Source organism: Variovorax sp. Soil_C_19 (assembly GCF_057657255.1).
In genome coordinates, this window is sequence record NZ_JBDGIV010000011.1 from 13,193 (window position 1) to 33,570 (window position 20,378).

At 70.4% G+C, this 20,378-nt stretch carries 17 protein-coding genes and 1 tRNA gene; 14 read left to right on the forward strand and 4 right to left on the reverse strand.

The window, feature by feature from the left end; translation table 11 throughout:
* The first annotated feature begins 97 nt into the window (after nucleotides 1-97).
* The 6 genes from AC3A6R_RS19600 (at nucleotide 98) to AC3A6R_RS19625 (ending at nucleotide 6,123) form a co-directional block, all read left to right on the forward strand.
* Nucleotides 98-754 carry a LemA family protein gene (locus AC3A6R_RS19600; protein WP_487861881.1) on the forward strand — a complete coding sequence of 219 codons (657 nt, stop codon included), beginning with the start codon at nucleotides 98-100 and terminating at the stop codon, nucleotides 752-754.
* A 110-nt stretch (nucleotides 755-864) separates the two neighbouring features.
* Nucleotides 865-2,256, forward strand: coding sequence for a 16S rRNA (cytosine(967)-C(5))-methyltransferase RsmB (rsmB, locus tag AC3A6R_RS19605; protein WP_487865307.1), 1,392 nt, complete (start codon nucleotides 865-867; stop codon nucleotides 2,254-2,256).
* Nucleotides 2,234-2,893 carry a DUF4390 domain-containing protein gene (locus tag AC3A6R_RS19610; RefSeq protein ID WP_487861879.1) on the forward strand — a complete coding sequence of 220 codons (660 nt, stop codon included), beginning with the start codon at nucleotides 2,234-2,236 and terminating at the stop codon, nucleotides 2,891-2,893. The genes rsmB and AC3A6R_RS19610 overlap by 23 nt, the downstream gene beginning before the upstream one ends.
* Nucleotides 2,890-5,226: a sensor histidine kinase gene (locus tag AC3A6R_RS19615; RefSeq protein ID WP_487861878.1), complete on the forward strand. Its 2,337-nt coding sequence runs from the start codon at nucleotides 2,890-2,892 to the stop codon at nucleotides 5,224-5,226. Before AC3A6R_RS19610 ends, AC3A6R_RS19615 begins: the two co-directional genes overlap by 4 nt.
* 101 nt (nucleotides 5,227-5,327) lie before the next feature.
* The gene (locus tag AC3A6R_RS19620; protein WP_487861877.1) at nucleotides 5,328-6,029 is read left to right on the forward strand and encodes a response regulator; all 702 of its coding nucleotides are present in this window, start codon (nucleotides 5,328-5,330) and stop codon (nucleotides 6,027-6,029) included.
* Between the two features lie 18 nt (nucleotides 6,030-6,047).
* A tRNA-Phe gene (locus tag AC3A6R_RS19625) sits at nucleotides 6,048-6,123 on the forward strand.
* A gap of 69 nt (nucleotides 6,124-6,192) precedes the next feature.
* On the opposite strand, the gene AC3A6R_RS19630 is transcribed toward AC3A6R_RS19625, so the two are convergent.
* Complete coding sequence (locus AC3A6R_RS19630; protein WP_487865308.1) at nucleotides 6,193-7,626, reverse strand: FAD-dependent oxidoreductase; 1,434 nt, start codon at nucleotides 7,624-7,626, stop codon at nucleotides 6,193-6,195.
* A gap of 29 nt (nucleotides 7,627-7,655) precedes the next feature.
* Nucleotides 7,656-8,660: a tripartite tricarboxylate transporter substrate binding protein gene (locus AC3A6R_RS19635; protein ID WP_487865309.1), complete on the reverse strand. Its 1,005-nt coding sequence runs from the start codon at nucleotides 8,658-8,660 to the stop codon at nucleotides 7,656-7,658.
* A 133-nt stretch (nucleotides 8,661-8,793) separates the two neighbouring features.
* Here AC3A6R_RS19635 and AC3A6R_RS19640 point away from each other — a divergent pair, with 133 nt between their 5' ends.
* Nucleotides 8,794-9,723, forward strand: a complete 930-nt coding sequence (locus AC3A6R_RS19640; protein ID WP_487861874.1) for a LysR substrate-binding domain-containing protein — start codon at nucleotides 8,794-8,796, stop codon at nucleotides 9,721-9,723.
* Here the strand turns inward: AC3A6R_RS19640 and AC3A6R_RS19645 are convergent.
* On the reverse strand, nucleotides 9,720-11,081 hold the full coding sequence (locus tag AC3A6R_RS19645; RefSeq protein ID WP_487861873.1) for a hypothetical protein: 1,362 nt from the start codon (nucleotides 11,079-11,081) through the stop codon (nucleotides 9,720-9,722). The genes AC3A6R_RS19640 and AC3A6R_RS19645 overlap by 4 nt on opposite strands.
* 145 nt (nucleotides 11,082-11,226) lie before the next feature.
* Between AC3A6R_RS19645 and AC3A6R_RS19650 the strand changes: the two genes are divergently transcribed.
* The 7 genes from AC3A6R_RS19650 (at nucleotide 11,227) to AC3A6R_RS19680 (ending at nucleotide 20,141) form a co-directional block, all read left to right on the forward strand.
* Nucleotides 11,227-11,619 carry a hypothetical protein gene (locus tag AC3A6R_RS19650; RefSeq protein ID WP_487861872.1) on the forward strand — a complete coding sequence of 131 codons (393 nt, stop codon included), beginning with the start codon at nucleotides 11,227-11,229 and terminating at the stop codon, nucleotides 11,617-11,619.
* A gap of 76 nt (nucleotides 11,620-11,695) precedes the next feature.
* Nucleotides 11,696-12,928, forward strand: coding sequence for a TolC family protein (locus AC3A6R_RS19655; RefSeq protein WP_487865310.1), 1,233 nt, complete (start codon nucleotides 11,696-11,698; stop codon nucleotides 12,926-12,928).
* Nucleotides 12,925-14,229, forward strand: coding sequence for an efflux RND transporter periplasmic adaptor subunit (locus tag AC3A6R_RS19660; protein WP_487865311.1), 1,305 nt, complete (start codon nucleotides 12,925-12,927; stop codon nucleotides 14,227-14,229). The genes AC3A6R_RS19655 and AC3A6R_RS19660 overlap by 4 nt, the downstream gene beginning before the upstream one ends.
* The gene (locus AC3A6R_RS19665; RefSeq protein ID WP_487865312.1) at nucleotides 14,226-17,396 is read left to right on the forward strand and encodes an efflux RND transporter permease subunit; all 3,171 of its coding nucleotides are present in this window, start codon (nucleotides 14,226-14,228) and stop codon (nucleotides 17,394-17,396) included. Before AC3A6R_RS19660 ends, AC3A6R_RS19665 begins: the two co-directional genes overlap by 4 nt.
* A gap of 172 nt (nucleotides 17,397-17,568) precedes the next feature.
* On the forward strand, nucleotides 17,569-19,023 hold the full coding sequence (locus tag AC3A6R_RS19670; protein ID WP_487865313.1) for a cytochrome ubiquinol oxidase subunit I: 1,455 nt from the start codon (nucleotides 17,569-17,571) through the stop codon (nucleotides 19,021-19,023).
* The gene (cydB, locus tag AC3A6R_RS19675; protein WP_487861867.1) at nucleotides 19,013-20,020 is read left to right on the forward strand and encodes a cytochrome d ubiquinol oxidase subunit II; all 1,008 of its coding nucleotides are present in this window, start codon (nucleotides 19,013-19,015) and stop codon (nucleotides 20,018-20,020) included. The genes AC3A6R_RS19670 and cydB overlap by 11 nt, the downstream gene beginning before the upstream one ends.
* Nucleotides 20,007-20,141 carry a DUF2474 domain-containing protein gene (locus AC3A6R_RS19680; RefSeq protein WP_487861866.1) on the forward strand — a complete coding sequence of 45 codons (135 nt, stop codon included), beginning with the start codon at nucleotides 20,007-20,009 and terminating at the stop codon, nucleotides 20,139-20,141. Before cydB ends, AC3A6R_RS19680 begins: the two co-directional genes overlap by 14 nt.
* A gap of 4 nt (nucleotides 20,142-20,145) precedes the next feature.
* On the opposite strand, the gene AC3A6R_RS19685 is transcribed toward AC3A6R_RS19680, so the two are convergent.
* Nucleotides 20,146-20,355, reverse strand: coding sequence for a hypothetical protein (locus AC3A6R_RS19685; protein WP_487861865.1), 210 nt, complete (start codon nucleotides 20,353-20,355; stop codon nucleotides 20,146-20,148).
* Between the last annotated feature and the right edge of the window lie 23 nt (nucleotides 20,356-20,378).

The window sequence follows — 20,378 nt, forward strand, 5'->3', positions numbered from 1 at the left end:
GTATCCGACGCCCCCCGACCGATCCGGCCGGGGGGCGTTTTCATTTGTTGAGCACCTTGCTTGTTGTTGCTGTTGCTGTCGTGAAGCGTCGTTGTCGATGAGCCTCCTGCCCGATTCATTCGCTGCCTGGGTCGTGCTCGCTGTGCTGCTGTTCTGGTTCGTGGGTGCCTACAACCGGCTCGTGCGCCAGCGCTCGGCCGTGCTGCAGGCCTATGCCACGCTCGATGCGGCGCTGCGCCGGCAGCTCGACTTCGTCCAGGCCCGCATCACCGAAGGCGCGCACGAGAGCGCGCACCCGGGCGCTTCGTCGGGCTCTTCTTCGTCTTCTCCTTCTTCTTCCGCGCCGCCGGCCTTTTCAGCCGCCGTGGCGCCGCTGCAGGCCGCCACCACCCAGCTCGCGACCTTGCTCGGCGCGACCCGCGTGCGGCCGCTCGATCCCGGCGGCATGGCGGCGCTCGGCACTGCGCTGCAGGTGCTGATCGGCGCCTGGCAGCGTCAGTATCCGGACGCGGTGACCGTCTTCGATGCCGACGGCACGCTCTCGCGGCCCGTGCCGCTGTTGCAGGACGGCGCGGCCGCGGTTTCCGTCACCGCCGCGGAGCCGATGGCCTGGCCCGAGCCGTCGGCCGCGGCCGAGATTGCGCGCGGCCAGTTCAACCTGGCGGTGGCGCAGTACAACGCCGCGATCATGCAGTTCCCGGCCGTGCTCGTGGCCTGGATGGTGCGGCTGCGTCCGGCCGCGCCGCTGCTCTGAGGTCGCAGCCGCCCGCACCGCGTGGAACTCCGTATCCTTTCCTTCTTCTATTGATTCGCGGGGCGCAGCGCTTTCAGCGCCGTGCGCCCGCCCGTTACGATCGCTCCAACTTGGCAGACCTACCTTCCGACCTTTCAGCCGATGCGGTCCCGCCGGGGCAGCAGCCCCCGCTGTGGCGCCAGCTGCAATTGACCGCAGCCGCGCTCGCGTCGATCCGCGCCGGCAGCTCGGGCACCGTCGCGTTCGAGTCCGTCGAGCCGGCCCTGCGCCCGGGCGTGCAGGCGCTCGGCTTCCAGGTGCTGCGCTGGCTCGGCCGCGCCGAGGCGCTGCGCCGCCATCTGGCCAAGCGCACACCGCCGCCGTTGCCCGACGCGCTGTTGTGCACCGCGCTGGCGCTGGCCTGGGATGCGCAGCATTCGCCCTACGAACCCTTCACCCTGGTCGACCAGGCCGTTGAGGCCGCCAAGCGCAACCCTGCCACGCGCGCACAGGCGAGCTTCATCAATGCCTGCCTGCGGCGTTTTCTGCGCGAGCGCGACGAGCTCGTCACCGCCACCGACCATGAGCCCGTGGCGCAGTGGAACCATCCGCGCTGGTGGATCGAGCGTCTCAAGCGCGACCATCCGCGCGAGTGGCAGCGCGTGCTCGCGGCCGACAACGCGCAGCCGCCGATGACCTTGCGCGTCAACCTGCTGAAGACCAGCGTGGCCGCGTACCAGCTGGCCCTGGAGGCGGTCGGCCTGTCGGCCGTGCCGGTGGGCGCCGCCGGCCTGCAGCTCGCGCGCGCGCGGCCCGTGCACCAGCTGCCGGGCTTTGCTGCTGGCGAATGCTCGGTGCAGGACGCGGCCGCGCAGCTCGCCGCGCCGCTGCTGCTCGAAGGCATGCTGCCCCCGGCCGGTGCTTCCAGTGCTGCCGCACCGCTGCGCGTGCTCGACGCCTGCGCCGCCCCCGGCGGCAAGACCGCGCACCTGCTCGAGCTGGCCGGCCCCGTGGCCGTCGAGGTCACCGCGCTCGAGGTCGACGCGGCGCGCGCGCGCCGCATCGACGACACCCTCGGCCGGCTCGGCCTCTGCGCCAACGTCGTCGTGGCCGACGCCTCGCGCCCCGCCGCCTGGTGGGACGGCACGCCCTTCGATGCGATCCTGCTCGACGCCCCCTGCACCGCCTCGGGCATCGTGCGGCGCCATCCCGACGTGCGCTGGCTGCGCCGCGAGAGCGACACCGCGCAGCTCGCTGCGCAGCAGGCTGCCTTGCTTGCCGCGCTCTGGCCCCTCGTCCGGCCCGGCGGCCGGCTGCTCTATTGCACCTGTTCGGTGTTCAGGGAAGAGGGTTCGCAACAAATCGATGCGTTCCTTGCGCACAACACCAACGCCCGATTGGCGGGTTCGCCCGGCCATTTGCTCCCCCAAAGCGGGGCGATTGCCCGCGCCGTCCCGGACAATCCCTCAGGTGACCACGACGGCTTCTTCTACGCCCTGCTTGAAAAACAACGCCCGCGCTGAAGTCCGCGGCCGGCGGCGTGCACTGGCGCCCCTGGCCGCGCTGTTCCTGGCCTGGGCGCTGCTGGCGCTGCCGGGCTGGTTGCCGCTCGACGCGGCCGCGCAGGTTCGCGCCGCCCCGACCGTCACGCAGATGCGCCTCGAACAGGCCGACGACGGCGTCTACCTGACCGCCGCGGTGCAGTTCGAGCTGCCCGCGCTGGTCGAGGAGGTGCTCGACAAGGGCATCGCGATCTACTTCCTCGCCGAGGCCGAGGTCGTCCAGGAGCGCTGGTACTGGACCGACCGCAAGGTCGCCCAGGTCACGCGCCACATGCGGCTCGCATACCAGCCGCTCACGCGCCGCTGGCGGCTCAATGTGTCGCCTGTGCCGATCAACGGCACCGCGGGCTTCGGCGTCTCGCTGAACCAGAACTTCGACAGCCTCGCCGACGCCATGGAGGCCGTCAAGCGCGTCGGCCGCCTGCGGCTCGGCGATGTCGCCGACATCGGCGATGAGGCGGCGCACCAGGTCATGTTCCGTTTCCGGCTCGACACCTCGCAGCTGCCGCGTCCGTTCCAGATTGGCGTGGTCGGCCAGGCCGACTGGAACATCGTGGCCGAGCGCAGCGCCCGGCTGCCGGTGGAGAAGCAGCGGTGAGCATCGGCAAGCCGCGCAGCGCCGCAGCGGACACGCCCGCCGCGCGCCGCTCCCGCGCCCTGCGCTGGGCCGTCAGCGTCGGTGCCGCGCTCGTCACCGCCATCGGGCTCGTGCTGATGTTCCTGCTCGCGCAGGCCACCAACAACCGTGCGCTCTACGAGCGCTACTACGTGCGGCTGTTCGGCATCAACGTCGTCGTCGCGGTGCTGCTGGTGCTCGTGATCGGCTGGGTCGCGTTCCGCCTGCTGCGGCGGCTGCAGCAGGGCAAGTTCGGCAGTCGGCTGCTCATCAAGCTCGCGGCCATCTTCGCGCTCGTGGGCGTGGTGCCGGGCGCACTGGTCTACGTGGTGTCCTACCAGTTCGTCGCGCGTTCGATCGAGAGCTGGTTCGACGTCAAGGTCGAAGGCGCGCTCGATGCCGGCCTCAACCTCGGGCGCGCCACGCTCGATTCGCTCTCGGACGACCTCGCCGCCAAGACCCGCGTGGCGAGCGCCCAGCTGGTGGAGGTGCCCGACGCCAGCGCCGGCCTCGCGCTCGAGCGCATCCGCAACCAGCTCCAGGCCAGCGACGTCGCGCTCTGGACGCAGACAGGCCAGCTGGTGGCCAGCGCCGGTACCTCGCGCTTCCAGCTCAGCCCTGAGCGGCCGACCATTCAGCAACTGCGGCAGGTGCGCGCCGACCGTGTCGTCGCGCGCATCGAAGGGCTCGACGAAACCGCCGCACCCGGCGCCAGCCTGCCGCCGGCCAGCGTGCGCGTGCTTGCGATGGTGCAGCGCCCCGGCTTCGACTTCGACACCGCGCCGCGCTTCCTGCAGGTCACGCAGCCGCTGCCGCCCGCGGTGGTCGCCAATGCGCTCGCCGTGCAGGAGGCCAACCGCGAATACCAGGAGCGTGCGCTTGCGCGCGAGGGCCTGCGTCGGATGTACATCGGCACCCTCACGCTGAGCCTCTTTCTGGCGGTGTTCGGCGCCGTGCTGCTCGCGGTGCTGTTCGGCAACCAGCTCGCGCGGCCGCTGCTCGTGCTGGCCGACGGCGTGCGGCAGGTGGCCGCCGGCGACTTGCGCCCCACCGCCGTGCTGCAGGGCAAGGACGAGCTCGGCGGCCTCACGCGCTCGTTCGCCGTCATGACCCAGCAGCTGTCCGACGCGCGCGGCGCCGTCGAGAAGACCATGGGCCAGCTCGACGCCGCACGCGCCAACCTGCAGACCATCCTCGACAACCTCACTTCGGGCGTCATCGTGCTCGACGCCAGCGGCACCATCCTGTCGACCAATCCCGGCGCCACGCGCGTGCTGCGGGCGCCGCTGGCTGCCTATGAAGGCATGCCGCTCGCCGGCGTGCCGGGCCTCGCCGAATTCGGCCAGAGCGTGCAGCAGCAGTTCGACGAGTTCCAGGTCGAGCGCCTGCAGCACGGCCTCGACCACTGGCAGCATGCGTTCGAGCTGCATGCCTCCGGCAACGACCTGCCGCCGCACCAGGACAGCGCGATCAACATCGTCGCGCGCGGCGCCGAGCTGCCGGGCGCTGCGCGGCTGCTCGTGTTCGACGACATCTCCGAGATCGTCTCGGCCCAGCGCGCCCAGGCCTGGGGCGAGGTCGCGCGTCGCCTGGCCCACGAGATCAAGAACCCCCTCACCCCGATCCAGCTCTCGGCCGAGCGGCTCGAGATGAAGCTTTCGGGCAAGGTCGCGCCGCCCGAGCAGGCCGTGCTCGTCAAGTCGGTCAAGACCATCGTCGACCAGGTCGACGCCATGAAGCGGCTCGTCAACGAGTTCCGCGATTACGCGCGTCTGCCGGCGGCCGACCTCAAGCCGGTCGACCTCAACGCGCTGCTCGTCGACGTGCTCCAGCTCTACCACGCCGAGAACGCCTCGGTCGCGCTGCATTCCGAGCTCGACGAGCGCTGCCCGCCCGTTCGCGGCGACGCACAGCAGATCCGCCAAGTCATCCACAACCTGCTGCAGAACGCGCAGGACGCCGCCGAGTCCGCCGCCAGCACCGCCGGCCGCGCCGGCGAGGTCGTCATCCGCACCCGCGTCGGCGATTCGGGCCAGCGCGTGCGCCTCACCGTGCAGGACAGCGGCCCCGGTTTTGCCGAGCACATCCTCAAGCGCGCCTTCGAGCCTTACGTCACGACGAAAACTAAAGGTACAGGTCTTGGCCTCGCCGTCGTCAAGAAGATCGCCGACGAGCACGGCGCGCGCATCGAGCTTTCCAACCGCATTGTCGATGGGGCTGTAGCGGGGGCCCAAGTCTCGCTATCATTCGCAATGGCAAGCGGCTCGCAAACAGCGGTCGCTCACACCGAAGATCCGAATTCTTCCGCCACCTGAGCGCCCGCGAACGCCGCCGCGCGCAGGCGGTGGACGATGAACCGATCGACGGGCGTACCGACACACCTTGCAGATACCGGCGCAGACAACAAGCAGCACTCATGGCAAACATTCTCGTGGTCGACGACGAGCTGGGCATCAGAGACCTGCTCTTCGAAATTCTCAATGACGAGGGCCACAACGTGGAGTTGGCGGAAAACGCCTCCGAAGCGCGCGCAGCGCGCCAGCGCGCCCGGCCCGACCTGGTGCTGCTCGACATCTGGATGCCCGACACCGATGGCGTGACGCTGCTCAAGGAATGGTCGGCCGCCGGCCTGCTGACCATGCCCGTCATCATGATGAGCGGCCACGCCACCATCGACACGGCGGTCGACGCCACGCGTATCGGCGCCTTCGCGTTCCTCGAAAAGCCGATCACCATGCAGAAGCTGCTCAAGAACGTGGAGCAGGGCCTCGCGCGCGAGAACGCCCGGCGCGTGGCCGCCGGCATCGTACCGCCCGCCAGCGGCACCAGCCAGCCGGTCGCGATCACCACCACCGGCGACAGCCTGCTGATGGCCTCGCTCGCATCGGTTCCCGTGCCCGACGCCGGACCGCAGTCGACCCAGAGCTTCGACCTCGACCGCCCGCTGCGCGACGCGCGCGACGGCTTCGAGAAGGCCTACTTCGAGTTCCATCTCGCGATGGAGAACGGCTCCATGACCCGCGTCGCCGAGAAGACCGGCCTCGAGCGCACCCATCTGTACCGCAAGCTCAAACAACTTGGGGTCGATCTTTCAAGAGGCCGCAGAAGCGCTGTATAATTTAGGGCTGCACACCAAGGCCCGGTAGCTCAGTTGGTAGAGCAGCGGATTGAAAATCCGCGTGTCGGTGGTTCGATTCCGCCCCAGGCCACCACTCTTCTAAGCCCTTGATTCTTAACGGAATCAGGGGCTTTTCAGTTTGTGGTGCTTCGTCGGCCCCGCGCTACGCCCGCGTCATGCTCGCCGACAGCGCCGCCTGCGGCAGATACGCTCCCGCCCCACGCAGCGTCTCCACCAGCACCCGCGTGTCGAGGTCGCAGGCCGGCTGCCCGGTCGCGATCGCCTGTGCCGCGGCGGTGCCCACCGCCTGGCCCATCATGTAGGCGGCCGACTGGGCGCGGATCGAGCCGTGCACCTTGGTGTCGCTCGAATGGCAGCGCCCCGCGACCCAGAGGTTCTCCGAGCCGCGCGGCACGAGGATGCTGTACGGAATGCCGACGCAGCCGCCGAGGCCGAGATTGTCCTTGCCGTGAAAGTCCTTCATGAAGCGCTCGTACTCGGCCTTCGAGGTGTCGGTCGGATGCACGTCGGTCGGGCGGTTGTACACGGCGATCTGGTCGGCGAACTGGCGGCGGTTGCGAAAGTCTTCGATGCCGAGCTCGAACTCCCCGACGATGCGGCGCGAGTCGCGCACGCCCATCACGGGCGCGGTGGTCAACAGCTCGATGTCGGCGCAGCCCGGCACGTACTTGCGATAGAAGTCGAGGTACTCCACCGCCAGCTTGCGGCCGAACACCATGCCGTCCGACAGGCTGCGGTTCGACAGCGGATTGAGGTTGAAGACATGGCCGGCGTTGAGCGTGGCGGTGCGCTCGCCGATCTTGTTCATGCCGGGCATGAAGCGGTCTTCCTGGGTGAACTGGCCGTCGTCGATGGCCTGCGGCAGCAACTCGCTCTTGGTGCGGTTCTTCACCGCGTCGATGCCGCGCCAGTCGGTGCCGTAGGCCGGGTCGTCCCAGTGCATGCCGCCGATCAGCGAGCACAGCGTGCTCGGCGCGACCGAGTCGGTGTCGCGCAGCACCACCTTGCATTCGACACCCGCAAGCGCGGCGAGTGCGGCATCGCCGGTGGCATCGACGAAGGCCTTGGCCTTCACGTAGCGCAGCCCTTCGACGTTGCTGAGCACCACGCCTTCGATGCGCCTGCTGTCGCCATCACTCGCCTGCATCTCGGCCTCGACCACGCGCGTGAAGAAGCGCAGTTCCACGCCGGCCTGCAGCGCGAAGTCGTCGAGGATGCGCTTGAGGTGCTCGGGCTTGAAAGGCACCCAGCGGTTGAGCTGCGCATTCAGGAACTCCGGCACCACGTGCGGGCCGAAGGCCTTCTGCGTCCACATGGTCTCGAGCAGTTCTTTCATGAAGCCGCCGACCAGCATGCGCTCGCCGTCCGCCACCGGCCCGAACGACGCCACCAACCCCGAGGTGCCCATGCCGCCCAGGCAGCCGGTCGCTTCGACCAGCAGCGTGCGCAGGCCGAGCCGCGCGCCGCACACGGCGGCTGCGGTGCCCGCGGGGCCGCCGCCCGCCACCACGAGGTCGTACTCGGCGTCATCGACCGGGATGCGGCGGGCAAAGGAATGGGTCTTGCTGTCGTTCATGGAAAAAAAGGAGGAAGGATGGAAGGAAATCAGTTGACCGGCGCGCCGAGCGGCTTGGTGATCGCGGCAAAGCGCCGGATCTCGTCCTGGATGAAGGCCTTGAACGCGTCGGGTCCCTGGGGCGCGACGTCGATGCCCATTTCGGCGAGCGCCTTTGCGATGTCGGGCATCGCGAGCACCGCGCCGATATCGCTGGCGAGCCGCTCGGCGATGGCGCGCGGCACGCCGGCCGGCGCGACGAAGCCGGCCCAGTTGACCGCCTCGTAGCCCGGCAGCGTCTCGGCGATGGTCGGCCAATCGGGGAAGAGCGGGCTGCGCTTGGCGCTGGTCACGCCAAGCACCTTGAGCTGGCCGGCCTTGATGAAGATGTCGGCCGAACTCGCGACCGAGAAGCCCATCGGAATCTGTTTGCCGATGATCTCGGTGTACATCTTGGCCGCGCCGTTGTAGGGCACGTGCTGCAGCTGGATGCCGGCCATGTGGTTGAGCATTTCTCCCGCGAGCTGCGCCGAGGTGCCGATGCCGTTCGAGCCGAAGGAAATGCCATCCGCAGGTGACTTCTTCGCGAGCGCGATCAGCTCGCGGATGTTGCTGGCCGGAAAGTCCGCCGCGGCGACGAGCGCCACGGTGTAGTAGCCCACGCGCGCAATCGGCTGCAGGTCGCGCACGCTGTCGTAGGGCAGGTCCTTGCGCTGCACCGCATTGATGCTGAGCGAACTGCCGAGCAGGCCCAGCGTGTGGCCGTCGGGTGCGGCGCGCACGGTCGCCTGGGTGCCGATCACCACGCCGCCGCCGGGCTTGTTCTCGACCAGCACCGACTGCTTCCAGCGCGCCTCGAGCTTCTCGGCGAACAGGCGCGCCAGCCGGTCGGCCGCGCCGCCGGGTGGCTGCGGCAGGTAGATGCGCACCGGTTTGCTCGGAAATCCCTGGGTTGGTTGTTGCTGTTGCTGCTGTGCGTGCAGCGTGGGTGCGAGCGCGAGCATCGCTGCGGCCTGCAGCAGGCTGCGCCGCGTCGCGCCGTGGCGGGGGGGCATCGTCCTGTCCATTCGTCTTGTCTCCGGCTTGTTCTTCGAGCGAGACCATTGTTCTGCCGCGTTTCCCGCGCCACAAATGAAAAGACGTGTCCAGGCCTTAACCTTCGGTTATGTCCTTCAACGAGCCTTTGCAATGAACCTGCGCCACATGGAAGTCTTTCGCGCCGTGATGCTGACGGGCAGCGTCAACGGCGCGGCCGAGCTGCTGCATGTGTCGCAGCCCGCGGTGAGCAAGCTGCTCGCGCATGCGGCGCGGCAAGTGGGGCTCACGCTGTTCGAGCGCGTCAAGGGCCGGCTCGTGCCCACGCCCGAGGCGCAGCAGCTCTACCAGGAGATCGAAAGCCTCTGGCGCGGCGTGGAGCGCGTGCGCGACGTGTCGCGCGCGCTGGCCGAACCCGAGACGGGAACGCTGCGCCTCGCGGTGTCGGCCAGTCTCGCGTCGTGGCTCGCGCCGCGCGCGGTCGCGCTGCTGTACGAGCGCTTTCCGCGGCTCCGGAGCCGCATCGAGGTGCTGGTCTCGCCGATCATGGTCGATGCGCTGCTCGAGCATTCGGCCGACCTGGCGATCGGGCTGCTGCCCAATGCGCATCCCAACCTGGTGACGGTCAAGAGCTATCAATGCGGCCTGGCCTGTGCGATGCGCGACGACCATCCGCTTGCCGCCAAGGCGGTGATCACGCCGGCCGACCTGCGCGGCCATCGCGTGATCACCTCGCCGGCCGGCACGCCCTATGGTCAGAGCCTGCACCGGGCCTACGGCAAGTCCGCGCCGCAGCTGCGGCTCGACATCGAGGTGCGCTCCGCCACCACGGCCTGCTGGTTCGCCCAGGCCGGTGCGGGCATCGCCGTGGTCGACCGCACCGCGGTGGCGGGCCAGTCGTTCAGCGGGCTGGCGGTGCGCCCGTTCAAGAGCAGCGAAAAGCTCGAGGTGCGCATCATCCGCAACCGCTACCGGCCGATGTCGGTGGTGCAGGCGGCGTTCTGCGCCGCGTTCGAGCGCGTGTGGAGCGAGGCCTTCAAGCCGCAGGCCCCGGCGCCGCGCGCAACGGCACCGGTGCGCTAACCGGCCTGCAAGACCTCGGCCGCGGCGTCCAGCAGGTCGTCGGGATGCAGCATCGACTCGCGGGCCAGCCGTGCGGTCTCGTACTGGTGCAGCGTGGCGCGCAGCCGCGGCGTGGTGGCCAATGCCTTCCATACCGGTGCGAGCGATGTGTGCGGCGGCGCCGGTTCGCCGCGCCCGATGCGCTGCGCAAACGCGAGGCTCGCGGGCTCGCCCAGCAGCACGGCCTTGCTTGCCGCGCTCAGCAGGGCCTGCGGCTGCGGCTCGGCCTGCGCGGGGCAGCAATAGATCACGTGCGGCGGCAGCGCATGGCCGTGCGGACGGAGACGGCGCAGCGAGGCGCCGACGATGTGCGTGGCGCCATCGTCCGACGCGAAGGCATAGGCCGTGCCAGGATCCGCCTGCGCGAGCCGCTGCAGTCCGCGCAAGAGGCGCGGCAGGTCGGCGCTGACGGCCGCGGGCGAGGCCTTGATCTCGGCCAGCAGCACGAGCTCCGCGGCGCCCTGCTGCGCATCGGCGCTGCGCACGATCGCGGCGTCCCATTCTTCCTTGGCCTTGCTCGCTGCGCCCGGAAAGCCGCCCGGCGTGCGCAGGCTGCGGACCACGCGGAAGCTGCCGCTGTCGCCGGCTGCAACGCGTTGGTTCATCAGGTCGGCGATGCCGCGCAGCGCCTGCACGCCGGCATGCTCGGCCATCTCGCCTTCGCGCGCCGAGGCGCGGCCCTGGGCCGCGGCCGCATCGCTGCCGGCCAGCGGGCCGCGCCGCTCGCACAGCGCACGGTAGCGCTGCACGGCGTCGACGCGCAGCAGTTCGTCGCCGCGCACCAGTCGCTGCAGCGCGGCGTTCGCTGCCCGGAGCTCATCGGGCGCGGGCAGGGCCGCCATCGCCTGCGCGAGCTGCGCCCAGTCGCCGGCACCGGCCAGGGCATGCAGCTGCGCCAGCGCGTCGCGCGAGGCACCGGCCGGCATGCGCTGCAGCTTGCCGGGATGGGCCACGGCATCCACGGCGCTGCGCACCGTGCGCAGGTCGGCCGCGCGCTGCCCTGACAGCCGCACATGGTCGCGCACGTCGCGGTCCTGCGCCTGCAACACCGCTGCCTTGAATGCCGGGTCGCCGCGGTCGGGCGCAAGCGCCTCTTCGATGAGGCGGGCCAGCGCGCGTGTGAAGAGCGCCTCGGCCTGCGCGGGCGAGGGCAGCTGGCTTTCGCTCGCGGTGCGCACGGCCGCGATCGCAAAGGCCAACGCCGTTGCGGGGCCGGCCGCCTCGGCGGCTTCGGCATTGGCCGGCAGCGGCGGCAGGCGGAACCTGCGCGGTGCCGCCGCCAGCGCGGCCAGCAGAAGGGTGTCGAGTGGCTGCTCCAAGATCGGTCCGGAAGGGCTGAGGGCTGGCAGGCCGGGAAGAAAAAATCCCGGAACCGGAAGCATCGCACGCGCGGTGGGCCCGGCAACGCGGGGGGCTTCCGTTGCTGCTTCAAACAGACACTTTTTGGTTACACTTCGGCCTCCCATGCGCGCACGCCGCTCCTTCCTCCATCGCCAGGCCACCATGCTCCTCATGGTGTTCTCGCTGCTGTTCGCACAGCTGGCGCTGGCGGGCTATGCCTGTCCGACCGAGGCCGAGGCTGCGGCAGCGATGGAACTGGCGATGGCCTCGGGCGAACCCTGCCAGGGCACCGACACGGCGCAGCCGGTGCTGTGCCACCAGTACGACGCCGACATGTCGCTGTCCTTCGAACCGGTGAAGGTCGCCACGCCGTCGCTGCCGGCCATCGTGCAGGTGCTGGCGCTGCCGCTCGTGCTGGCCGCCGAAGGCGATGCGCTGCCGGCACAGGCGCGGCCCGAGGCGCAACATCCACCGCCCGACCCCGTCTTTCTCGCGACCCGCAGACTGCGGGTCTGACACCTCCGTCGACTGACCGTTGCCGGCGCGGCATGTTCGCGCGCCGGCGAATGCCTCGTTCGTCCACGGAGTTTTCATGTCCTTTTCTCTTTCGCGCGCGGCCGTCCTGGCCGTGGCGCTGCTGCCGGGCATTGCGCCGGCCGCACCCTTGTCGCTCGAGGCTGCGCTGCAGCTCGCGAGCCGGCGCTCCGAAACCGCCCGCGCCGCCGAGGCCGGCCTTCAGAGCGCCACCGAGTCCGCGCATGCCGCGGCCCAATTGCCCGATCCCACGCTGAGCCTGTCGCTGCAGAACCTGCCCACCGAGGGCGACAGCCGTTTCCACACGGCGCGCGAGCCGATGACGATGAAGCGCATCGGCATCCGCCAGGAGTGGGTGTCCGCCGACAAGCGCGCCGCGCGGCAGGCTGCCGCCGATGCCTCGGTCGGGCGCGAACGGGTGCAGTTGCGGGCGGCCGCCGCCGCTACCCGGCTGCAGACCGCGCTCGCGTATGTCGATGCCTTCTATGCCGGCGAGACGCTGAAGCTCGCGATGCTGGCCCAGCACCACGCCCATGAAGCCGTCGAGGCCTCGCGCGCGCGCCTCGCCTCGGCCGCGGCAAGCAGCCAGGAGGTGCTGGCGCTCGCGGTGGCGAGCGGCGGGGCGGAAGACGGCGTGGCCGAAGTCCGGCAGCGGCAGGACGCCGCGCGCATCGCGCTGCAGCGCTGGACCGGCGTGCCGCCCGATGCGCTGGCGGCGCCGGGCGTCCTGCCGACCCTCGCCGAAGAGGCCTATGTGGCGCGGCACCCGGCCGTGGCCGCGATGCGGCGCGAGGCCGAGGTGGCCGCGCGCAAGGCGGCGGCCACCGCTTCGGAGCGCGCACCCAACTGGACCTGGGAACTCGCCTACGGCCAGCGTTCCGGACGCGCCGACATGGTGTCGGTGGGCGTGAACATTCCGCTGCGCCTCGCGCCCGCCGAGCGCCAGGACCGCGACACCGCGGCCAAGCTGGCACTGGCTGGCAAGGCCGAGGCCGAACTGGCCGAAGCGGTGCGCGCGGCGCGTACCGAATACCGCACGCTGCAGGCCGATGCCGAGCGCCTGCGGCAGCGCATCGCGCGTTACCGCACGGCCGCGCTGGCTCCGGCGCAGCAGCGCATCGCCGCGGCCACCGCGGCCTACGGGGGCGCCCAGGGCAGCCTCGCGGCGCTGTTCGAGGCGCGCCATGCCGAGGTCGAGGCCGGGCGCCGGCTGCTTGCGCTCGAGCGCGAACTCGCGAGAACCCAGGTCCAACTGGCCTTCTGGCCGATCGATGCCGAGGAGGCGCAATGAACACCCAAGACAACCAGAACCAACCCAACGGCAAGCGCAACCGCGTCGTGGGCCTGTCGCTCGTCGGCGTGCTGCTGCTGGCATCGGGCGGCGCCTTCTACCTGGGCCGCCGCACCGCCCCGCCCGCGGAGGCGCCGATGGCCGCTGCCGCAGCGCCCGAAGCCGCTGCCATGCCGGACGAACGCAAGGTGCTCTATTGGCACGACCCGATGGTGCCCGGCCCGCGCTTCGACAAGCCCGGCCCGTCGCCGTTCATGGACATGCAGCTGGTGCCCATGTATGCCGACAACGGCGACGCGGAGGGCGGCGTGAAGATCAGCGCCGCCGTGCAGCAGAACCTCGGCATCCGGGTGGCCGAGGTGCGGCGCGTCAAGCAGGCGTCGACCTTCGATGCCGTGGGCACGGTGCAGTTCGACGAGCGCCTTGTCGCCGCGGTGCAGACCCGGGTGGCCGGCTATGTCGAGCGGCTTTCGGTGCGCGCGCCGATGGAGCGCGTGCGAAAGGGCCAGGCGCTCGCGACGGTGTTCGCGCCCGACTGGCTCGCGCCGCAGAACGAGTGGCTCGCGCTGCGTCGCGCGGGTGCACCGGCCGAGTTGGTCGCGGCGGCCCGCGAGCGCCTGCAGGCCCTGTCGATCCCGGCCGACCTGGTCCGGCAGAGCGAGAAGGCCGGCACCGCGCAGGCGCGCTACGTGATCGCCGCGCCGGTCGACGGTGTGGTGGCCGAGCTCGGCGTGCGTGAAGGTGCCGCGGTCACGCCCGGCATGACGCTGTTCCGCATTGCCGGCCTCGGCAAGGTGTGGGCGGTGGCCGAGATTCCCGAAGCGCAGGCGGTGCGCCTCGCGCGTGGCCAGAAGGCCACCGCCACGCTGCAGGCCGACGCATCGCAGTCTTTCGAGGGCACGCTCGACGAGATCCTGCCCGAGATCCAGCCGGCCTCGCGCACCCTGAAAGCGCGCTTCGAGGTCGCCAACACCAGCGGGCGCCTGGTGCCCGGCATGCTGCTGCGGCTTGCGCTGTCGGGGCCGTCCGTCAGCCGGCTCGTGGTGCCGACCGAAGCGGTGATCCGCACCGGGCGGCGCGCGGTCGTGATCGTGCGCAATGCGAGCGGCGCCTTCGCGCCGCGCGAGGTGACGCTGGGCATGGAGGCGGGCGATGACACCGAGGTGCTGTCGGGCCTGGCCGAGGGCGACCAGGCGGTGGCCAGCGGCCAGTTCCTGATCGACTCCGAGGCGCGGCTGCGTTCGGTGCTTGGCAACATGGCGGCGCCCGCCGCTTCGCCGCCCGAGGGAGAGAAGCGATGATCGCGGCCCTGATCCGCTGGTCGGTCGGCAACCGCTTCCTGGTGCTGATCGCCACCGCCTTCCTCGTCGCGGCCGGCTGGTGGTCGGTGGTGCACACGCCGCTCGACGCGCTGCCCGACCTGTCGGACACGCAGGTGATCATCCGCACGCCGTACCCCGGCAAGGCACCGCAGGTGGTCGAAGACCTCGTCACCTATCCGCTGACCACCACCATGCTCAGCGTGCCCGGCGCCAAGACGGTGCGCGGCTATTCGTTCTTCGGAGACTCCTTCGTCTACGTGCTGTTCGACGACGACACCGATCCCTATTGGGCGCGCTCGCGCGTGGTGGAATATTTGAACCAGGTGCAGAGCCGGCTGCCCGCGGGCGCGAACGCGGCGCTCGGCCCCGACGCCACGGGCGTGGGCTGGATCTACGAGTACGCGCTGGTCGACCGCAGCGGCACGCGCGACATCGGCCAGCTGCGTGCGCTCAACGACTGGTTCCTGCGCTTCGAGCTCAAGACGGTGCCCGACGTGGCCGAGGTCGCGAGCATCGGCGGCATGGTGCGCCAGTACCAGGTGGTGCTCGACCCCGACCGCATGCGCGCGTTCGGCATCGCGCAGCAGACCGTGGTCGAGGCGCTGCAGAAGGCCAACCAGGCCGCGGGCGGCTCGGTGGTGGAGGCGGCCGAGGCCGAGTACATGGTGCGTTCGCGCGGCTACCTGCGCTCGCTCGACGACTTCCGCACCATCCCGATCGCACTGGCCGGCAGCACGCCGGTGCTGCTGCGCGACGTGGCGAGCGTGCAGGTCGGCCCCGAGATGCGCCGCGGCATCGCCGAGCTCGACGGCGAGGGCGAAGTCGCAGGCGGCGTGGTGATCATGCGCTCGGGCAAGAACGCGCGCTCGACCATCGAGGCCGTGAAGGCGCGGCTCGAAGCGCTCAAGCCGGGCCTGCCGCCCGGCGTGGAGATCGTCACCACCTACGACCGCTCGCTCCTGATCGACCGTGCCGTCGACAACCTGCGCGGCAAGCTGGTCGAAGAGTTCATCGTCGTCGCGCTGGTCTGCGCGGTGTTCCTGTTCCACCTGCGTTCGGCGCTGGTGGCGGTGGTGGCGCTGCCGATCGGCGTGCTGGCCGCGGCCATCGTCATGCACTGGCAGGGCGTCAATGCCAACATCATGTCGCTCGGCGGCATCGCGATCGCGATCGGCGCCATGGTCGACGGCGCGATCGTGATGGTCGAGAACCTGCACAAGCACATCGAGGCCTTCGAGGCCGCCGAGGGGCGCGTGCCCGACGCGGCCGAGCGTTGGCGGCTCGTGGCGGATTCTTCGGTCGAGGTGGGGCCGGCGCTGTTCTTCTCGCTGCTGGTGATCACGCTGTCGTTCGTGCCGGTGTTCTCGCTCGAAGCGCAGGAGGGGCGGCTGTTCTCGCCGCTGGCCTTCACCAAGACCTACGCCATGGCGGCGGCCGCGGGCCTGTCGGTCACGCTGATCCCGGTGCTCATGGGCTACCTTGTGCGCGGTCGCATTCCGCACGAGGCCTCGAACCCGGTGAACCGTGTGCTCATGGCCGCCTACCGGCCCGTGCTCGAACTCGTGCTGCGCTTTCCCAAGGGCACGCTCGTGATGGCTGCGCTGCTGCTGGCCTCGACGGCGGTGCCGCTGTCGCGGCTCGGCGGCGAGTTCATGCCGCCGCTCGATGAGGGCGACCTGCTCTACATGCCGTCGGCGCTGCCGGGGCTGTCGGTCTCGAAGGCGGCCACGCTGCTGCAGCAGACCGACCGGCTCATCAAGACCGTGCCCGAGGTCGAGCGCGTGTTCGGCAAGGCCGGCCGCGCCGACACCGCCACCGACCCGGCGCCGCTCGAGATGTTCGAGACCACGATCCGCTTCAAGCCGCGCTCGGAATGGCGCGCAGGCATGACGCCCGAGCGGCTGGTGGAAGAGCTCGACCGTGCGGTGAAGGTGCCGGGGCTCACCAACGTCTGGGTGCCGCCGATCCGCAACCGCATCGACATGCTGGCCACCGGCATCAAGAGTCCCGTCGGCATCAAGGTGGCGGGCACCGACCTGGCCACCATCGACGCGATCGCCACGCAGATCGAGGCCGCGGTGAAAGACGTGCCCGGCGTGTCGTCGGCGCTGGCCGAGCGGCTCATCGGCGGGCGCTACATCGACGTCGAGGTCGACCGGCTCGCGGCCGCGCGCCACGGGCTCTCGGTGGCCGACGTGCAGGCCGTGGTCGCCACCGCGGTCGGCGGCGACAACGTCGGCGAGGTCGTGCAGGGGCGCGAGCGCTATCCGATCAACGTGCGCTACCCGCGCGAATTCCGCGATTCGCTCGAGCGCCTGCGCGACCTGCCCTTCGTGACGCCGCGCGGCGCGCAGCTGCTGCTCGGCGACGTCGCGAAGATCGAGGTCACCCAGGGCCCGCCGATGCTGCGCAGCGAGAACGCGCGGCTCTCGGGCTGGGTGTACGTGGACGTGCGCGGCCGCGACCTGCGCTCCGTCGTCGGCGCGATGCAGGCCGCGGTCGACAAGGCGGTCCAATTGCCCGCGGGCTATTCGGTGTCGTGGTCGGGCCAGTTCGAGTACCTCGAGCGCGCGACCGAGCGGCTCCAGCTCGTCGTTCCCCTGACGCTCGCGGTGATCTTCGTGCTGCTCTATCTGCTGTTCCGCTCGTTCGGCGATGCCGCGCTCGTGATGGCGGCGGTGCCGTTCTCGCTGGTCGGCGGCTTCTGGCTGGTGTGGGCCATGGGCCACGCGGTCTCGGTGGCCACGGCGGTGGGCTTCATCGCGCTCGCGGGCGTGGCGGCCGAGTTCGGCGTGGTGATGCTGGTCTACCTGCAGAACGCGCTCGCGCGGCGCCTCGAGGCCGGCGAACCGATGAACCGCGACACGCTGCTCGAGGCGATCCGCGAGGGCGCCGTGCAGCGCGTACGGCCCAAGGCGATGACGGTTGCGGTGCTGATGGCGGGGCTGCTGCCGATCCTCTGGGGCAGTGGCACCGGCTCCGAGGTGATGACGCGCATCGCGGCGCCGATGGTGGGCGGCATGGTCACCGCGCCGCTGCTGAGCATGCTCGTGGTGCCGGCGGCGTGGTACCTCATGCGCTCCCGCGGCCTGCGCGCGGCGCGCCTGGACCGGGCCTTGAAACTGCACGCGCCCGTCATGGAGTGAGTCGATTTGTCCCTTGCGCGATCCGCGCAGGGGGCGAAGAATCGCGTCCATCCGGAGCCGGAGCGGACGCGACCTTCGCCTACGCCGCCTTCCGGTGAACCCGCGCCCTGCGCGGCCGCGTGCGATGTTGTTGTCGTGGCGGCCGTCGGGGTTCACGGAAAGGTACAGCTGCATGGATGCCCTCCTGCTCGCGCGGATCCAGTTCGGTTTCACGATCTCGTTCCACATCATCTTTCCGGCGCTCACCATCGGGCTGGCCAGCTACCTGGCGGTGCTCGAGGCGTTGTGGCTGCGCACCAAGCGCGAGGTCTACATCGACCTCTACCAGTTCTGGATCAAGGTCTTCGCCGTGGCCTTCGGCATGGGCGTGGTGTCGGGGCTGGTGATGGCCTACCAGTTCGGCACCAACTGGAGCAACTTCTCGCGCTTTGCAGGCGGCGTCACCGGGCCGCTGCTCGCCTACGAGGTGCTCACGGCCTTCTTCCTCGAAGCGGGCTTCCTCGGCGTGATGCTGTTCGGGCGCGAGCGCGTGGGGCCGGCGCTGCACTTCGTCTCCACGCTCGCGGTGGCGGTCGGCACGCTGGTCTCCGCGACCTGGATCCTGGCCTCCAACAGCTGGATGCACACGCCCCAGGGCCACGAGATCATCGACGGGCGCGTGGTGCCGGTCGACTGGTTCATGGTGATCTTCAATCCCTCGTTCCCGTACCGGCTCGCGCACACGGTGGTCGCCTCGTACATCGCGACCGCGCTCATGGTGGCGGGCGCCGCGGCCTGGCACCTGCTGCGCGGCAACGACAACACGCGCGTGCGCACCATGCTGTCGATGGCGCTGTGGATGCTGCTCGCCGCGGCGCCACTGCAGGCGGTCATCGGCGACCAGCATGGGCTCAACACGCTCGAGTACCAGCCCGCCAAGCTGGCCGCCATCGAGGGGCATTGGGAGCGCACGCCCGAAGGCGAGGGCGTGCCGCTGATCCTCTTCGGCTGGCCCGACATGGCGGCCGAGACCACGCGCTACGCGATCGAGATACCGCGCGCGGGCAGCCTGCTGCTCGCGCACAGCTGGGACGGGCAGATTCCCGCGCTGAAAGACTTCGCGCCCGAGGACCGGCCCAATTCCACCATCGTGTTCTGGACCTTCCGCGTCATGGTCGGCCTGGGCGTGCTGATGATCGCGCTGGCGTTCTGGGGCCTCTGGCTGCGGCGCGGCGCGCGCGTCTATGCAAAGCGGGGCTTCCTTCGCTTCGCGCTCGCGCTGTCGCCGGCCGGGCTGGTGGCGATCCTCGCGGGCTGGTACACGACCGAGATCGGGCGTCAGCCCTGGATCGTCTACGGCCTCATGCGCACGGCCGATGCGGTGTCGCCGCAGCATTCGACGGCGCAGGTCGGCTTCACGCTGCTGCTGTTCGTGGTGGTGTACTTCGTGGTGTTCGGCGCGGGCACGGCCTACGGCCTGCGGCTGATCGCCAAGGGCCCCGCCGGCGACGAGGCCGAGCGACCGCCGCGCGGCGGACCGGGCGCACCGCGCACCCCCGCGCGACCGCTGTCGGCCGCAGCCGAGGAAGAAGACCACGCCGCCGCCAGCGCGGCGCACACCACCGAGGACGGCCGCCATGGGCATTGATCTCCCCCTCATCTGGGCCGTCATCATCCTGTTCGGCATCATGATGTACGTCGTGATGGACGGCTTCGACCTCGGCATCGGCATCCTCTTTCCGTTCCTGCCCGCCAAGGAAGACCGCGACGTTCTGATGAACACCGTGGCGCCGGTCTGGGACGGCAACGAGACCTGGCTCGTGCTCGGCGGCGCGGGGCTGCTGGCGGCCTTTCCGCTCGCGTACGCGGTGATCCTCAGCGCCTTCTACCTGCCGCTGATCCTGATGCTCGTCGGGCTGGTGTTCCGCGGCGTGGCCTTCGAGTTCCGCTTCAAGGCGCGCCCCGGGCGGCGGCGCTGGTGGGACCATGCCTTCATCGGCGGCTCGGTCACCGCGGCCTTCTTCCAGGGCGTGACGCTCGGCGCCTTTCTCGACGGGCTGCCGGTGGTCGACGGCAACTATGCGGGCGGTCCGTTCGATTGGGTCTCGCCGTTCTCGTTCTTCACCGGCGCCGCGCTGGTGGCGGCCTATGCGCTGCTCGGCGCGACCTGGCTCGTGATGAAGACCGAGGGCCGGCTGCAGACGCGCATGCGCACGCTCGCGCGGCCGCTGGCCTGGCTCATGCTGGCCGTGATCGTCGCGATCAGCATCTGGACCCCGCTCGCGCACGAGGCGATCGCGGCGCGCTGGTTCAGCTTTCCGAACCTGCTGTGGTTCGCGCCGGTGCCGACGCTGGTGGCGCTCGTCACATGGCAGTTGCTGCGCACGCTGCGCGGCGAAGGTCATGCGGCGCCGTTCGTGCTCACGCTGGCGCTGCTGTTCCTCGGCTACACCGGGCTCGGCATCAGCCTGTGGCCCAACGTGATCCCGCCCGACATCAGCATCTGGCAGGCCGCGGGCCCACCGCAGAGCCTGGGCTTCGCATTGGTCGGCGCCTTGCTGATCATTCCCGTGATCCTGATGTACACCGCGTGGAGCTATTGGGTGTTCCGCGGCAAGGTGCGCCACGGCGATGGCTACCACTGAGCGCCGCTGGCTGCGCCGCTTCGGTTGGCTGTTCGCGATCTGGCTCGCGAGCGTGGGCAGCCTCGCGCTCGTCGCGCTGGCCTTTCGCTGGGTGATGCGCGCCGTCGGGTTGACGGCGTAGCCGCCTAGCCGGAGTGCGCTGGCGCGGTGCGGCGACGGATCTCGCTCTGCAGTGCGCGCTGTCCCGCGGCGAGCGCGGCTTCGTAGGTGTCCGCGGGATCGAAGGCGTCGCGGAGCACCCGGGGGTTGCCTCCGTTTGCATCCGTTTCGAGCAGGCGCCAGACATAGGAGCCGACAGCCGGCTCCTCGACGATGAGTTCGATGGGCTGTGTCATGGCGTCAACATGCACCGAACGGC